The organism is Bacillus sp. TE9106W, from assembly GCF_054062215.1.
Genome location: NZ_JBSSFA010000020.1, coordinates 20,738 through 36,697 on the forward strand (window position 1 = coordinate 20,738; position 15,960 = coordinate 36,697).

Consider the following 15,960-nt stretch of genomic DNA (forward strand, 5'->3'; position numbering starts at 1 on the left):
CTTTCTCTCCATCCCTTTATTGTATATTTTATTTTTATTTCGTTCAATTCAAAAAACTTTAAAACCTAGTTGATTTATACGATTAATATGTATTATAATGAAACAAATTTCAATATTGCTGATTGGAAAAACCAAAGGCACTTTTCTCACACGGGAAAAGTGCCTTTTTCATTTACTATTACAGGGGGATTTTTTATGCAGAAATTAATTGTCTTTGCTATTATTGGATTTTTCGCTCAATTAATCGATGGAGCGCTTGGAATGGCGTACGGGGTAACATCTACCTCACTTTTACTAATGTTTGGTATCGCACCGGCTGTAGCTTCTGCATCTGTTCATTTAGCTGAAGTTGTTACAACCGCCGCTTCTGGTGCATCTCACCTCAAATTTGGAAACGTTGATAAATATACCGTTTCCAGGCTTACATTACCAGGAGCAATTGGTGCATTTGTTGGGGCATGTTTTTTAAGTAATTTACCTGGCGATGTCATTAAACCGTACATTTCCTTATTTTTATTTACTTTAGGAGTTTATATTTTATTACGATTTATTATTCAAAAACAAATTGTTACTTCAAATAAACGTATGTCAGCTAAACAACTTGTGCCGCTTGGCTTATTCGCTGGATTCGTTGATTCAACTGGTGGCGGTGGCTGGGGACCGATTACGACACCTGTTCTTCTAGCAAGAGGAAATGAAGCGAGAAAAGTTATTGGATCTGTAGATACGAGTGAATTTCCTGTTGCATTAGCTGCAACAATTGGCTTCTTCATCTCGCTTGGCTGGGAACAAGTAAGCTGGTTTTGGGTATTTGCGTTAATGCTTGGTGGTATTGTCGCAGCTCCAATTGCTGCATGGCTAGTACGCATCGTACCATCTCATTTACTTGGCGTATTAGTTGGTGGTCTTATTATCTTTACAAATATACGTACACTACTTACTACTTTTAAAGTAGATCCAACTATTATCTCACTTTCTTACGTGGCAGTTGGTCTTGTCGTTATTATTTCTATTTTCATTGCTGTTCGTAATCATTCCAATCGTTCTAACGCATCAACAGCCCAATATCCGAATGATCAAAAACAGATGCTACCTTAATTACTAAAAAACCGCTCAACTTACTTCGAGCGGTTTTTTTCTATTTTCCAATTCATCATTGTTTCTGTCGAATCTACTCTTTTCATATGTAACTTCTCTAACACACGAATCGAACCATAATTATCAAGGAGCGTCTCTGCAATAATCGCTTCTACCTCTCCTGTCTGAAAAGCCCAATCTATTAGTTCTTGTACAGCTTCTGTCGCATACCCTTTATTCCAGTATTTCTCAATAAATCCGTAACCAACTTCTACTGTATGTTCCTCATTTGGTTTCCCTTTAAAACCTATATCACCTAGAACGATGTCATCTTCTTTTCGAATAACATACCACGCGCCCCAAGGTAATACATCCTTATTTTGTTTTACATTTTCTACATGCCCTACAATATGTGGGCCACTATTATATCCTTGCTCGTTAGCAACGTGAATACTCTCTTCTGTACACGGTACTATATAGAGCCTTTCTGTTTCTAATTTCATTTTGATTTCCCCTTTTTTGCTTACACGTTACTCTAATTATATCAAAAAATATGACCTGATTATGAATGTCGAATTATATTTTCTGAATTTTCTTTTAATTTTTGAAGGGTTTTTCAATATTTTTTGCGAAACATTTGTATAACAATTTTTTCTTTGCTTATTGTTACATAATAGTAGGTTCGGGTGGAGTTTTGCAAGCGTTTCCTATACAATAACCGATATTTTTTGCTTTTTTCCTACAAAATATCTTGCAATATATTCAGAAACTCATTACAATTGCCATATATTAAAAATCTTAGCAATATATAAATCCTCATCAATCCGATGAGGTAGAGGTTGCGACTTTTAAGAGTAAAACGGACGAGATACAGAGAATGTCTAAGACTCCGTTTGAAAGGAAAAGTTGCCGAAGTTTATATTTCTTCTCTGGAAATATGAGCTGGGGCTGTCTCCGAAAGGAACAGAACTGTCACGTTTACAAAATTACCGTGTAAACGTGGGGTGCTATCTTAACGGAAGGGTATGATGGGGTGGTTATTTGTGAAACATTCCGCCAAATTCCTTTGGCGGTTTTTTGTATTTTTCTCCCCCGCTCCTTCCTATCTTACAAGAAAAGGAGTGTTGAACATGAATAGCGCAACGAATCAAGCTACCTCTAAAACAGAAGCTACAAAAGGAAAAGGTGAATTAAGACGCGGTCTAAAATCAAGGCACCTTACGATGATTTCTCTCGGCGGTACAATTGGTACCGGACTATTTCTTGCCAGCGGTGGTGTCATCCATTCAGCTGGACCTGGCGGTGCATTAATTGCATACGCCGCAATTGGAATTATGGTTTACTTTTTAATGACAAGCTTAGCTGAACTCGCAGCTTACATGCCTGTTACTGGATCTTTTAGCACGTACGCAACAAAATTTGTTGATCCATCACTTGGCTTTGCACTTGGATGGAACTATTGGTATAACTGGGCAATTACTATCGCTGCTGAACTAGCGGCTGTAACATTAATTATGAAATTTTGGTTTCCAGATACTCCTTCCCTCATTTGGAGCGGATTATGTTTAGCTATTATTTTCCTTTTAAACTACTTATCTGTTAAAGGATTTGGTGAATCTGAATATTGGTTCGCACTTATTAAAGTAGCTACAATTATTATCTTTTTAATTGTCGGGTTTATGATGATTTTCGGAATTATGGGCGGCGAAACTGTTGGATTTAAAAACTTCACTGTTGCAGATGCACCATTTAATGGCGGCATCATGGCAATTATCGGTGTATTTATGGCAGCTGGTTTCTCATTCCAAGGTACTGAATTATTAGGTGTAGCTGCTGGTGAAACATCTGATCCAGAGCGTAATATTCCGAAAGCAATTCGTTCGATCTTTTGGCGTATCCTTTTATTCTATATCCTTGCGATTCTCGTTATCGGTTTATTAATTCCTTATACAACTGAAAGTCTTGCCGCAAGTGATGTAACAGTAAGTCCATTTACACTTATTTTTGAAAAAGCGGGCGTTGCCTTCGCTGCTTCTGTTATGAACGCTGTTATTTTAACGGCAGTACTATCTGCTGGTAACTCTGGTATGTATGCATCAACTCGTATGCTTTGGGACTTAGCTCGCCAAGGGAAAGCACCAAAGTTTCTTGGTAAATTAGATAGCCGCGGCGTACCTGTTAACGCATTAATCGTAACATCGATTGTCGGTAGTATCGCTTTCATTGCTTCTTTATTCGGTGACGGTGTTGTATACATTTGGTTATTAAATGCATCAGGAATGTCTGGCTTTATCGCATGGGTTGGAATCGCAATTAGTCATTACCGTTTCCGTAAAGCATATATCGCACAAGGAAAAGATTTAAATGACTTACCTTATAGAGCAAAATGGTTCCCATTCGGACCAATCTTCGCTTTTGCACTTTGCGTCATCGTAATTTTAGGTCAAAACTACGGCGCATTTATGGGCGAATCAATCGATTGGAACGGCGTACTCGTTTCTTACATCGGTTTACCACTCTTTTTAGTACTTTGGTTAGGATACAAATTTACGAAAAAAACAAAAGTCATTCCACTTGATAAATGTGAACTAAAATAAAGTGAAACGAGCAAACAAATTTGTTTGCTCGTTTTTTATTGCAAACCTCTTTGCTTCCCTATTGCCCCTGTTTTTGCAATAATAAAGGAAATATAAATAAAGGTTGGGATACAATGAACATTCGTATTACTGATGAGGCAAAAGCAGCTATACATAGATTAGAACGTGAAGATAAAAAAATCATTCGCATTAGAGGGACAATGACAAATTCTTGTAGTATTTTCGTTGATGTCGATTTAATTTGGGATACATATGTTGCAGATGATGTGGTATATGAAGATGCAGACCTTATCGTACAAATGGATACATTTACGAAAGACTACACTGGTGATACGGTGAAGCTTGATTATAAGACGACAGGTTTTAGTATTACGACTCCGAGTGAGACTTTAGTTTATGGATTGTCGATTAAAAAATAAAACTTGTTTTCAACTGACCAATGAGGTGAAAAAATGGGTAAATATGTTCCGCTAAAATTTTTGTTTAACGAAGAATTAGCAGAAAAAATGGCTGATTCTATTTGTAAACACGATCCTACTTTCTCTAAAAGAAACTTTGTGTCTTCCGTAACATGTAAAGTTGAAAATTTAGAGTTAAAGCAGCGTATTGAAGTAATGGCAGATGAATTACACAATGCTTTACAAAAAGATTTTAATGAAGCAATACATATATTACTGAAAACGTTAGGCCCAGAAAATACAACAGAAGTAGGCACATTTACAAACGGATATATGCACATGCCTATCGCAAAATACGTTGAAAAATATGGGCTTAACGATTTTGAATCCTCTTTCAACGCCATGTATGAAATAACAAAAAGGAATACTGCTGAATATGCCATTCGGCCTTTTCTTGAAACATACCATGAAGACACACTAAACATATTACAAAAGTGGATTCATGATAAAAACAGCCACATTAGAAGATTAGTTTCTGAAGGTACAAGACCAAGGCTTCCTTGGGCTAAAAAAATAGGAGCTCTGAAAGGTGACTTTCAGTACAATTTACAGCTTCTTGACCCTTTAATGGATGATCCTTCTAAATATGTTCAAAAATCTGTAGCTAATCATATCAATGACATTACGAAAGAAGATAAAGAACTCGTTTTTCAATGGTTACAGCAATTACGTGATAAACAGCATCCAGTTAATCCTTGGATTATAAAACATGGGTTAAGAACGGTAATAAAAAATGATACTTTACCAAAAGATTTTTATTTTTGAGTATTTTAAACAAAAACGCGTATGCTTCAAAAATAAAGCATACGCGTTTCTTTCTTTTGAATAAAGCAATAACAAACATATTCCCCTTCTTCAATGAAAGGTCTATAGCATTATTTCGATGAAGCTAAACACTCATAAAATCTATTCCTATCCCATTTCTACTTGCTTCACATAATATTCCATCGCTTCATTAAGCCATTTTTGTTCATCTTCTGTGAAAGGGGAAGGTATCATATTTTCAAGTTCTTGCATATCCAGTTCTTCCACACTAGTATTAGCTAATTTTTGTATCAAATCTTCACTAAGAAATGAAAAAGACTCTTCTATATATTCCTTTACCATCTCTTGTACTTTCGAATCCTCGACTGGTTTACCATATAATTGCTTAACCTTTTTAGACAATTGAATAAACGTTTGATCCAAAGCAATTTTATCTTCTTCTCGTTTCTTTGATAACTCTTCCACGATATCCGTTAACTCATGACGTTTCATCCATTCTTTATGTGTATGTTCTGTATTCATACCGTAAATAAGACTAAATAATACTGTACTATCTATTTCACATTCCTCTTCGACTAACTTCATTACTCTTTTCATTGCTTGCATTGATTGCTCAATTTGTTCTTTTTCTCTTTCTAACACTTGCAAATGGAGAGACAAACTTTCATTCAAATCAACACCAAAACTTGATTCGTGTAACAAATTAGCGACTTTATCTAGACTATAGCCTAGAAATTTTAAACTTAGAATTTTTTGTAAGGTTATAATATCTTGATACTTATAAATGCGGTGCCCTGAGGAAGGATTCTTTTCAGGTTGTAATAACCCGATGTCATCATAATAGTGCAAAGTAGGAATTGGTATTCCCGTTTTTTCTGAGAATTCTCCGATAGAAAACTTTTTATCCTTTTTCATCTAAATCCCCCTATTAAAATTATAAATTTATTATAAAACCTAAAGTAACTAGAGGTTCAAGAGATAATTAAAGAAAATTCAAAAATATGAAAGTGCATATAATCAATATGTATTGCGCTATCCCATTTTATGGCCCGATTATTGACTAGCATAACCTTCCCTCACAAATTCAAAGGACTTTCACTTACTTATCCCGAATATATAAATAACCATTCTCACAAGGAGCGAATTTATATGAATCTATTCAAACATGAAACGTAAAACCGCTTATCTTTCATAAGAGGTCCTCCCTTTTTCTTTTCTCATCATATCATTCATTTATGAAATAGGAGAACAAATTTATGAAACGTGATCCATTATTTTTAACTTTATTAGAGAGTGCAAATACAAACTTTAGTGGCTGGGATTTTTCTTTTATTTCAGAAACGGGCCGAATGAAGAGCGAGCCTTTATCATGGTCATACGGCAGTACTGCTTTCCAGCTTATGCAGCGTGCAGAATCAATGCTTGATATGGGTACTGGCGGCGGAGAGTTTTTATCTATGTTACAACCATTCCCGCCAACTATTTATGCGACTGAGGGTTATGCTCCAAACTTGCCAATTGCTCGAAAGAAATTAGAGCCTTTAGGAGTTACTGTTGTCGAAGTGATTAATGATACTGCTTTACCATTTCAAGATGAACAGTTTGATTTCATTATGAATCAACATGAATCCTATTCTGCTTCTGAGGTAAACAGAATTCTTTCTCCTAATGGAATGTTCCTTACACAACAAGTTGGTGGTCTCGATTGCGCTGAACTTAATGAACAGTTTGACACACCACTAAATAGTGAATTTGCAAGTTGGTCGCTTGAAACTGCATGTCGTGAGTTAGAGGAAAATGGATTTACTATTTTAGAAGCAAAAGAAGCATTCCCTTTCCAACGCTTTTATGATATTGGCGCTATCGTCTACTACTTAAAAGCAATTCCGTGGCAAATTCCTGATTTTACTGTTGAAAGATATTATGAGGAATTATATCGTATACATGAAATCATCTTACAAAAAGGATATTTTGATGTGAAGCAACATCGCTTTATCATTAAGGCGATTCGCAGCTAACAAAAAGGAGATTGGCTTTGCCACCTCCTTTTTGCCCCGTTTACGTATGTTCTCTACTCTTTCATGATAAGAACAGTTATATCATCCCACTTCTTATCTAATTGCAATCTACTAGATTATAAAAGTGATTGTTGTCATATTTTTTCTATTAAGAAACGAGTTGTTTTTCATACCATTTGTTCACATCATCATCTGTCAAAAATGAAGTTGTGTAATGAATAATATTCCCGTTATCGTACGTGAATATATGCTCTAACTTATTTTCTTCTGTTAATACTATCGGTAAGTATTTTGGTAAATTGCTAACTACACCTCTATTATCCTTATTTAATATCCAATCAATTTCTTTCCATTCTAATAATCCTTCCGCCGTACTTAATGGCGTGTCCATATGTACTCCATCTGGCAGATCAGCAAGGAATACATACATTCCTTCACTACCTCGAGACTCGTCCTTACTTTTAAAAACCACATTCCCTTTATACGTTACACTTGGAAGATCTATGCCTGTTTCTTCAAGCGTTTCTCTAATTATTCCTTCATATGGCGTTTCATTATCTTCAATTTTTCCACCAACACCATTCCACATTCCCATATTTGGCTTTTTATTTCTATTTAATAGCAGTATTTTATCGCTTTTTCTAATAAAACAAATTGTATACTTGTACATACAATCATTTCCTTTCATTTTTACATGAGTTATTTGGCTTATTTTTAAGTAAAAACACTCGCCTTACAATTCCTTACCACATAGTATATAGTACAACTTTCATGCGTAAACACTTTACGTCAAACGAGAGAATCCTTTATAGAAAGGAGAATTTAAAATCGATAATATAAGCAATGAATTTCTAAACCAATATTACGACAGCCTTGTGTGGTTTAAAGATACACACTGGTTCGGTGTTCCAATTTGTAAACTTCCCTCTGATCTCTTTTTGTATCAAGAAATCATTTACGAATTAAAGCCCGATTTAATTATTGAATGTGGGACATTTCATGGTGGTAGTGCACTGTATTTAGCTTCTATGTTAGATTTAATTGGAAAAGGTCACGTACTTACTATTGATATAACTCCGCAGCCAAATCGACCATCACATAATCGGATTACGTATTTAACTGCTTCTTCTGTTTCTGTACAGGCCATCCAAACAATAGTAAGTATGCGCAAACCTGATGATGTGATTTTAGTTATTTTAGATTCTGATCATAGTAAAGAGCATGTATCCAAAGAACTTTTACTATATAAATCTATCGTCACTACTGGAAGTTATATGATTGTAGAAGATACCTCTATTAATGGAAATCCGCTTCTTCCCGATTGGGGTCCTGGACCGATGGAAGCGGTTGAAGAGTTTTTAGCTAAAAATAACAATTTCATAATCGATGAATCTAAGCATAAGTTTTTCATATCATTTAATCCAAAAGGTTTTTTAAAGAAGATAAAGTGAAACGTTAATAAGTGGGGATAGAGAAAACCCCACTTATTCTATGATCTTCATTTTTGAAAAAGGATAGTATACAAATTCCACTTTGCCTATTATATTATCTTCTTCAATATATCCTAAACCGTTTCGACTATCTCTACTAAGTTCACGATTATCTCCCATTACAAATAATTTATTTGGTGGGATTTTTGTCTTTTGAAAGTTATAAAACACTTGCGTATTATTGAATAAATCTTTATTTGTATACGGTTCTTCTTGTTTTTTATCATTTACATATACAGATCCATTCGTTATGTTAATTACGTCACCAGGAAGCCCTATTACTCGTTTTACATAATATTTCGATTCATCCTCTTCCTTTATAATGACAATTTCTCCATGCTCTAAATCGGAAAAATGTACTGCTGCTTTATTTACAAATACGTAGTCTTCTTCATATAAAGTCGGTTGCATTGATTTCCCTTCCACTTTACATAAAGTAAAAGAATGATAAGCTACTACCAAAACAAACACGAAGAGTATGTATTTCCCCCAACCTCTTTTAATCTCCTGTTTCATATCCATTCCCACCTTATTCAAACGCTTTTTAAATCAAAAAATATATCACTGCACCATATATATCCATGCAGTGATACTATTTTTACTGGGCCTTGTTCGGCTGCTCTACTGGGACTGGATTTCCACCTGCTCTTTTCGCTTTCAATTCAAAATACGCATCCAAAATCTCTTTACCAATCGCGGAATTAATTCCTGATTTGTCATCATTCACCCATGGTACAACAACTGAAAAAGCTACTTCCGGATCAGCATCATACGGCGCATAACCGGCAAGAGTTAAATTATAACATTTTTTTCGATTATTGTTTTCATCTCTTCCAATTTCACTTTCTCCGCCATACACAGTTTCAGCTGTCCCTGTTTTTCCAGCTGGTTTATACGGTAATCCTTTAAACGTTGCAGTACCTGTTCCGTCATTCTCTTGAAAAACTCTTCTAAATCCTTCTTTTACATGATTAATGTATGAAGTGTTCATATCCACTCGATTTAAAATAACTGGTTCAATAGATCGAATAACTTTTCCAACATCCTCTGGTCTATGTGGTTGCTCTCTCACTTCTTGCACAATTTGCGGTTTCATTCGGTAACCACCGTTTGCAATGGTTGAAATATATTGAGCAAGTTGAAGCGGCGTATATGTATCGTACTGTCCAATCGCATAATCAAGTAAAAAACCAGGTATGTTATCCGTTCTACCCATTTGACCAATCGATTCATTCGGCAAGTCAATACCAGTCGGTACACCTAAACCAAATTGTCTAAAATAGTAGCGCATTTTATTAAATGTTTCTTGTTTAATGTCTAATGGATTGTTTGGCACATAATTTATACCTGCCATTTTTAATGCTGTATTAAACATATATACGTTTGATGAAACTTGTAAAGCTCTTAAATCATCAATATCACCAAAGTCTTTCCACGATTTCTTCGGCTTAGAGCTTCCTTTAAAATACATGGGTGCATCAAAGAAATGCGTATACGGCTTAATTGTGTCAGTTTGATAGCCGGCTAATAATGTAGCCCCTTTCACAGTTGACCCTAACTCATAAGAACTTGTCATCGTCCCTAAAGCATAGTCTTCTATTTGCATCCCGCCATCTTTATTTACAATTTTCTTTCCTGCCATCGATAAAATTTGACCGTTTCTGGGATTCATCATTACAACAAATGCACGATCCATCATCGGCTCTGCAGAATGAAATGCTCGTAAATTCTTTTCAAGACTTCCCTCTACTTTTTTCTGTAACTCCATATCCACTGTTAACATTAAATTATTTCCACTTTTTCCTTCGGTTACTTTTTCTGTCCGAATAATATTTCCTGCTTTATCTGTAATGCTTCTAGACTGTTCTTTCGTTCCATGTAATGCGTCTTCATATTGCTTTTCGATGTAGCTCTTACCAATACGGTCATTTCGGTTATAATCACGCACTAAATAATAATCTAATTGTTCCCTTGGCAATCCTTCATTTTCAGTAGAAACGCTACCAAGGATAGAACGAAGTATTTTATCATTTGGGTATTCACGTTCCCAATCCACCGTCGTATCTACTCCAGGCAAGCTTGCCAATCTTTCACTTACGACTGCATATTCATTTTGACTTACATCTTTTTTAACGATTTGCGGCGTCATTTTATATCCCGCATTCATTTTGCTTTTAATAGCTAGTACTTCTAGGTCTTCTTTTGAAAGTTCGCTTAATTCTTCTTGTGTAATTCTTTCCCTACGTAACTCTTCCACTTTTTTATCTAATTCTTTCCCTTCTATCTCCTGCTTCCTAAATTTACTCTCATCTTCTTTCGTTACTTTTTCTGCTGCCCGCTTTTCATTTAACTGCATCCAAAAATCTTTTTTATCTGTTTCTGTTAACTTGTCTATATCCTCTGGCGACATTTCAATTAACTGGGCTAACTGTCTTGCTACTTGTAAAACTTCTTTCGAAGCTACTCCTTTCATTTTCGTATATGTAACGGTTCGTAGTGGTTTGTTATTTACAATCACCTGACCTTGTCGATCAAACATTTTCCCTCTAGGAACAGGTGTACTTACCGTTACGTCTTCCTTTTTGTTCACTTCATTTCTATACGTTTCTCCATCAATGATTTGCACTTTACCTAATTGAATTATAATAGCTGAAAATAAAAGAAAGACAATAAAAAATAGTACATTTAACCGAAAAGGAATATGAGTCTTTTTCTTTTTCGATTGTTTCTTCTGCTCCTTTTTCTGTCTCATTTCGCTCCCTCGCTTCATTCTATTAACATTTCTACATAGAACCATTATGTATCAAATTTATTTATATGATATATATAGAATTTTATATTAATTATAAAAGAAATAAAAGATTTAATTTTCAGTTTTTTAATTTTATATCCTATTTATTACCATTCCCTTATTAAGGAATAACATGAATGTTATTCTAAAAGAAAGGTTGTATACTTAAGAAATAAATCAATAAAAGACATTACTAAGGAGAAAATGAAATGACAGATTCATTCACAATTCATACTAATGCGTCTCATTGTTTAAACTTTATGATTTACATTCAAAATATTTATCTCAACCAAAAAGAGAAAACAGGGAATTTACGTTTTCCTTATATAGCAAGACAATTCAATTTCTCTACTAACTTTGAAGCAAATTTCAAAGAATTATGGCATACACTTCGCAAACAAATTGCTAATGAAAAATATGATTCGCAAATTTTTTATGATGAAAATCATATGTTTTATGAGAAACTTTTTGATAATCATTTATGTAATGAAGAATTATTCAAAGAATTAATATGTAGTTTTAAAGTATGGTGGACTAGCATAGCAGGTCAGCTTTCATTAGAATGGTCTGTAAGTGAGCATAGTACGCAACTTTATAATGACTTAGTCTTATACTTAAAACAAAATGAAATAGAACCTTTACAACAGCTACATATTAGCTTACTTTATGACGACTGTATATTCGCTAAAGAAAACATTTCTTCCTATTCGGCTATTTTATCTACGAAACACATTTTTATAAATTATAAAAATGTAGTTACTACATTATCGACATGTTTTCATGTTGCTTAAAACAGCAATTACTCAAATAAAAAACTGAGGTGAATACCTCAGTTTTTTGATAACTTATTTCATTAAAGATAATCCCTCAACAAATTCACCAATCTTATTTTGAAAAACATAATCAAAGTTATATTCTTGTCCTGTTAACTCTTCATTTACTAAAATCGTTGTTGCTCCTACTTCTCTCTTTGCGATTTGCGGGAATGAAGCGACAGGTTGTACTTTTAATGACGTTCCCATAACGATAAGCACATCTGTTTCATATAAACGTTTTATCGCATTTTGATATTGCGGCAATGTATCTCCGTATAAAACAACGTCTGGATTTAAAATGAAATTACACTTCTGACAGCGCGGCACTTCATGATCAATCATATACTGCAAATCATATCCCGTTTTACACTTCGGACAATGTGCTGTTTGAAGCGTTCCATGTAAATCAATAACATGTTTACTACCACCTAATTGATGTAAACCGTCAATATTTTGCGTTAAAATCGTAATATCTTTCCCTTGCTCTTCTAGCTCTGCTAAAAAACGATGACCACGATTTGGTTTATATTGATGAAACGTATTGATTTGAAAGATTTCTTTATAATGCTTCCAAAATTCTTTCGGACTTCGGTTATAGTACCCTCTTGATAAGTACATCTCCACATTCGCATCAGCATACAATCCATTTGCTGAACGAAAATCTGGTATACCACTTTCCGTACTTGCACCAGCACCTGTTAATACTGTAATTTTCTTTGCTTTTTCTAAAATTGAACGTACTTCTTCAAATTGTTGCACAAAAATCACCTCTATGTATATTGCTATACTTATTATACCAGTTGTTTACAGGAGGTGTCGTACAATTCATTCTACTTAATGCGTCGCGCCCCCAATTTCCACTATATCTACCTCAACTGTCGTCGTTACTTCAACTGCCAACTCTATCCCTTTACGAATAGTAGAAAGTGACATACTCGGTTGCCCTGGATAATTACTCGCTTGCTCTGGTAAAAACGGAATATGAACAAATCCGCCTTTCATTTTTGTATCCTGTTTCTCTAGTTCATGCATGAGACCATAGAATAAATGATTACAAACGAACGTACCTGCTGTTTGTGAAACGGAAGCCGGTATGCCCTCTGCCTGTAGTCTTTTTACAATTGCTTTCATCGGAAGTGTAGACCAATAAGCAGCTGGTCCTTCTTCTACAACCGGTACATCTACTGGCTGATTTCCTTCATTGTCAGCAATTCTTGCATCATCAATATTTATTGCGACACGCTCTATCGTAATATCTGGTCTGCCCCCAGCCTGTCCGATACATATAATTATTTCTGGATTTAGTTCATCTATATATTCTTTTAAAACTTGTATTGATTTATGAAATACAGTTGGGACTTGCTTACTAATAATCTTGTATTCTCCGATTGTTTTTTCATGCAAACTTTTTGCAACTTCCCAAGCTGGATTGATACTTTCTCCGCCGAACGGATCAAATCCTGTTAATAATACTGTTTTCATAGTTTTCTCCTCCTAATTAGAAACGATATACTAGGCCGTACATGATAAACATATTTATGATGAAGATTGAAAGAGCGATTGGTACTTGCGCTTTAATAACGGCATTTTTATCTTTTAACTCTAAAAGCATTGCCGGTACGATATTAAAGTTTGCTGCCATTGGCGTAAGCAGCGTTCCGCAATATCCAGCAAACATACCAAGAGCGGCCATAATCGCTGGGTTTCCGCCGTGCATTTGTACAATTAAAGGTAAACCAATTCCGCCAGTAATAACGGCAAACGCTGCGAAAGCATTTCCCATTACGACTGTGAAAAGCATCATTCCTAAACAGTACGCCATAACAGCAACGAATGGATACTCTGTCGGTAATACTTGGCCGACTAAATCAGAAACGACTTGTCCAACGCCAGATTTCGCGAAAATACCGCCAAGTGCTGCTAACATTTGTGGTAAAATTACGGCCCAGCCGACTGCCTGTAGTAATCTGCTTCCTTCTTGTACAGGCGTTGTTATTTTCGATTTTGTAATACGCATTGCCGCAACGAATGCAAGTAATGCTCCTAATGCTAATGCTACTAGCGTTACTTTATCTGGATCAACAAGGGAGACATTTCCCCATTTAATTTTTCCTAACGTTAACGTACCGATAATTGTAAAAATAGGAATTAATAGTGCAGGCATAAAAATTTTATTTTTTAATTTCTCCGCATGTTTTACACGTTGTTGTACTGGAACTTCTTTCTCCTCTGATTTTGTTACTTTATTTAGTGAAGCTAACACAACCATAGCGAGTACAATACAGCCAACGTAAAACGAAGGGATTACATTTCCGAATAAAAATGTAACTGCAAATAACGCCCAAAATAGGCTAGAACCAAATCGATTTGGATGTTCACGATCAAATGCGATACGAACGGCGATAAAGGCAACGATTATACCTAATACGTAATAGATTGTATCCATTGTGATGATATTCACTTTATATTGCCTCCTTCTCTTCTTTTTCTTTTGATGTCATCGTTTTTGCTATATATTTATCAAACCTTCTAAATCTGATCCAGCTTACGATAAGTGCAGATATTGCAGTTGGAATACCCCAAAGTGCCATATCCCACACACCGACATGCATACCTACTGAATCGAAAAATCCTTTCATTAATAGAATGGCACCCGTTGCGATAAAAATGTCTTCTCCGAAAAACCAAGCTGTATTTTCCGCAGCGGCTGCATTCGCTTTAATCTTTTCTCTTAACTTTTCAGGAAGCTTACCGTATTTACCTTGCGCAGCCCCTTCTGCCATCGGTGCAACGAGCGGTCTTACTGTTTGTGCATGACCACCAATATTAAGACCTAGTGCTGCTGATGATTCTCTTATCGTAAAATATGACATTAATACTCTTCCAGTTGTTGCACCTTTTGATTTCGTTATAAGTGCTTCTGCTCTTTCTTTTAAACCGTAACGCTCTAAAATTCCGATTACCGGTAAAGTTAGTATGATAGGCATAGACATATATCTATTTTCTATGAAAAATTTACCGAACATGCTGATCACATCATAAAAGCTTAATCCTGAAACCATCCCCGTAACAATACCTGCAACCATAACGACTAATAGTGTATTTAATCTAAATAAAAAGCCCACTGCAACTAGTAATATCCCGATTAATTTCACCAATTCCAACACTTCCCCTCATTTTTTTATTTCGGTGCACATATAGAAATTTTATTATGTTCGAATGTTCTGTATATTTTTCTCGCAAATTGTACTGCTTTTTCTCCATCACCATGTAAACAGATTGTCTGCGCCTGAACTGCTACTTTCTCACCATTCACCGAATTTACATAGCCTTCTTTCACCATTTGAAGCACTTGATTTATCGCTTCATCTTCATTTTTTATAAGCGCATTTTCTTCCGTACGACTCGTTAATGTTCCATCTTGCTTATACGTACGATCTGCAAAAGCTTCTTGTACGAGAGTTATATTGTATTTTTCCGCAGCCTGTATAAACGCCTCGCTATTTGCTAATCCGTAAAGTGATAGACTTGGATTACTATGATAAATTGCCTTCGCAATTGCATCTGCAATTTCCGGATTAGTTGCCGCCATATTATATAGGGCTCCGTGCGGTTTCACATGCTGCATCTTCCCACCAGCTGCTTTTACAAAAGCGTCTAATGCACCAATTTGATATAAAACATAATCGTATACTTCACTTGCTGAAACGTTCATGTTCCTTCTACCAAATCCAATTAAATCTGGAAATCCGGGGTGTGCCCCTATCGCTACGTTATGCTGCATTGCCTTTTCAACCGTTTGTCGCATAACGGACGGATCACCCGCATGAAAACCACATGCAACGTTTATAGAGGAAACGAACGGAAGAATTTCATCATCATTCCCCATTTTATAAGCGCCAAAACTTTCTCCTAAATCACAATTCAAATCAATTGTAGTCATGATATT

17 protein-coding genes and 1 riboswitch are annotated in these 15,960 nt (G+C 35.3%); of the genes, 7 read left to right on the forward strand and 10 right to left on the reverse strand.

From position 1 onward, the window contains the following. The first annotated feature begins 87 nt into the window (after window positions 1-87). Window positions 88-1,098 (forward strand): sulfite exporter TauE/SafE family protein, encoded by a 1,011-nt coding sequence (locus ACVWY7_RS24815; RefSeq protein ID WP_002003023.1) that lies wholly within the window; start codon window positions 88-90, stop codon window positions 1,096-1,098. Between the two features lie 20 nt (window positions 1,099-1,118). Here the strand turns inward: ACVWY7_RS24815 and ACVWY7_RS24820 are convergent, their stop codons facing one another. After that, window positions 1,119-1,580: a GNAT family N-acetyltransferase gene (locus ACVWY7_RS24820; protein WP_000764622.1), complete on the reverse strand. Its 462-nt coding sequence runs from the start codon at window positions 1,578-1,580 to the stop codon at window positions 1,119-1,121. A gap of 322 nt (window positions 1,581-1,902) precedes the next feature. Further along, a riboswitch (Lysine riboswitch) is annotated at window positions 1,903-2,095 on the forward strand. Between the two features lie 112 nt (window positions 2,096-2,207). Between ACVWY7_RS24820 and ACVWY7_RS24825 the strand changes: the two genes are divergently transcribed. The 3 genes from ACVWY7_RS24825 (at window position 2,208) to ACVWY7_RS24835 (ending at window position 4,897) form a co-directional block, all read left to right on the forward strand. After that, window positions 2,208-3,674, forward strand: coding sequence for an amino acid permease (locus ACVWY7_RS24825; protein ID WP_001083374.1), 1,467 nt, complete (start codon window positions 2,208-2,210; stop codon window positions 3,672-3,674). 113 nt (window positions 3,675-3,787) lie between these two features. After that, window positions 3,788-4,093 (forward strand): iron-sulfur cluster biosynthesis family protein, encoded by a 306-nt coding sequence (locus ACVWY7_RS24830; RefSeq protein ID WP_001026183.1) that lies wholly within the window; start codon window positions 3,788-3,790, stop codon window positions 4,091-4,093. A 33-nt stretch (window positions 4,094-4,126) separates the two neighbouring features. Further along, on the forward strand, window positions 4,127-4,897 hold the full coding sequence (locus ACVWY7_RS24835) for a DNA alkylation repair protein (RefSeq protein ID WP_017561755.1): 771 nt from the start codon (window positions 4,127-4,129) through the stop codon (window positions 4,895-4,897). A gap of 147 nt (window positions 4,898-5,044) precedes the next feature. On the opposite strand, the gene ACVWY7_RS24840 is transcribed toward ACVWY7_RS24835, so the two are convergent. Beyond that, window positions 5,045-5,812 carry a MerR family transcriptional regulator gene (locus ACVWY7_RS24840; RefSeq protein WP_000710814.1) on the reverse strand — a complete coding sequence of 256 codons (768 nt, stop codon included), beginning with the start codon at window positions 5,810-5,812 and terminating at the stop codon, window positions 5,045-5,047. Window positions 5,813-6,153: 341 nt separating this feature from the next. Between ACVWY7_RS24840 and ACVWY7_RS24845 the strand changes: the two genes are divergently transcribed. Then, complete coding sequence (locus tag ACVWY7_RS24845) at window positions 6,154-6,915, forward strand: class I SAM-dependent methyltransferase (RefSeq protein ID WP_073523345.1); 762 nt, start codon at window positions 6,154-6,156, stop codon at window positions 6,913-6,915. A gap of 148 nt (window positions 6,916-7,063) precedes the next feature. Here the strand turns inward: ACVWY7_RS24845 and ACVWY7_RS24850 are convergent, their stop codons facing one another. Then, a complete protein-coding gene (locus ACVWY7_RS24850; RefSeq protein WP_073523343.1) occupies window positions 7,064-7,585 on the reverse strand; it encodes an NUDIX hydrolase in 522 nt (173 codons plus the stop codon). A gap of 157 nt (window positions 7,586-7,742) precedes the next feature. Between ACVWY7_RS24850 and ACVWY7_RS24855 the strand changes: the two genes are divergently transcribed. Further along, complete coding sequence (locus ACVWY7_RS24855) at window positions 7,743-8,366, forward strand: cephalosporin hydroxylase family protein (RefSeq protein WP_266987284.1); 624 nt, start codon at window positions 7,743-7,745, stop codon at window positions 8,364-8,366. Window positions 8,367-8,399: 33 nt separating this feature from the next. Here the strand turns inward: ACVWY7_RS24855 and lepB are convergent, their stop codons facing one another. Then, window positions 8,400-8,921: a signal peptidase I gene (gene lepB / locus ACVWY7_RS24860; protein WP_000806883.1), complete on the reverse strand. Its 522-nt coding sequence runs from the start codon at window positions 8,919-8,921 to the stop codon at window positions 8,400-8,402. 82 nt (window positions 8,922-9,003) lie between these two features. Then, window positions 9,004-11,157: a peptidoglycan D,D-transpeptidase FtsI family protein gene (locus ACVWY7_RS24865; RefSeq protein ID WP_073523342.1), complete on the reverse strand. Its 2,154-nt coding sequence runs from the start codon at window positions 11,155-11,157 to the stop codon at window positions 9,004-9,006. 248 nt (window positions 11,158-11,405) lie between these two features. On the opposite strand from ACVWY7_RS24865, the gene ACVWY7_RS24870 reads away from it, so the two are divergent. Beyond that, entirely contained in the window at window positions 11,406-11,987 is a 582-nt protein-coding gene (locus ACVWY7_RS24870) for a hypothetical protein (protein WP_017561750.1), read from the forward strand. Between the two features lie 54 nt (window positions 11,988-12,041). Here ACVWY7_RS24870 and ACVWY7_RS24875 read toward each other — a convergent pair whose 3' ends face one another. The 5 genes from ACVWY7_RS24875 to pxpA all read right to left on the reverse strand — a co-directional run bounded on the left by ACVWY7_RS24875 (window position 12,042) and on the right by pxpA (window position 15,954). Continuing rightward, window positions 12,042-12,770, reverse strand: coding sequence for an NAD-dependent protein deacylase (locus tag ACVWY7_RS24875; protein WP_139242254.1), 729 nt, complete (start codon window positions 12,768-12,770; stop codon window positions 12,042-12,044). A 75-nt stretch (window positions 12,771-12,845) separates the two neighbouring features. After that, on the reverse strand, window positions 12,846-13,493 hold the full coding sequence (gene pcp, locus ACVWY7_RS24880) for a pyroglutamyl-peptidase I (protein WP_073523333.1): 648 nt from the start codon (window positions 13,491-13,493) through the stop codon (window positions 12,846-12,848). 16 nt (window positions 13,494-13,509) lie between these two features. Next, complete coding sequence (locus ACVWY7_RS24885) at window positions 13,510-14,472, reverse strand: DUF979 domain-containing protein (RefSeq protein WP_029438821.1); 963 nt, start codon at window positions 14,470-14,472, stop codon at window positions 13,510-13,512. A 1-nt stretch (window position 14,473) separates the two neighbouring features. Beyond that, window positions 14,474-15,169: a DUF969 domain-containing protein gene (locus tag ACVWY7_RS24890; protein ID WP_000239804.1), complete on the reverse strand. Its 696-nt coding sequence runs from the start codon at window positions 15,167-15,169 to the stop codon at window positions 14,474-14,476. Window positions 15,170-15,192: 23 nt separating this feature from the next. Next, window positions 15,193-15,954, reverse strand: a complete 762-nt coding sequence (gene pxpA / locus ACVWY7_RS24895) for a 5-oxoprolinase subunit PxpA (protein ID WP_073523324.1) — start codon at window positions 15,952-15,954, stop codon at window positions 15,193-15,195. Window positions 15,955-15,960: the final 6 nt, after the last annotated feature.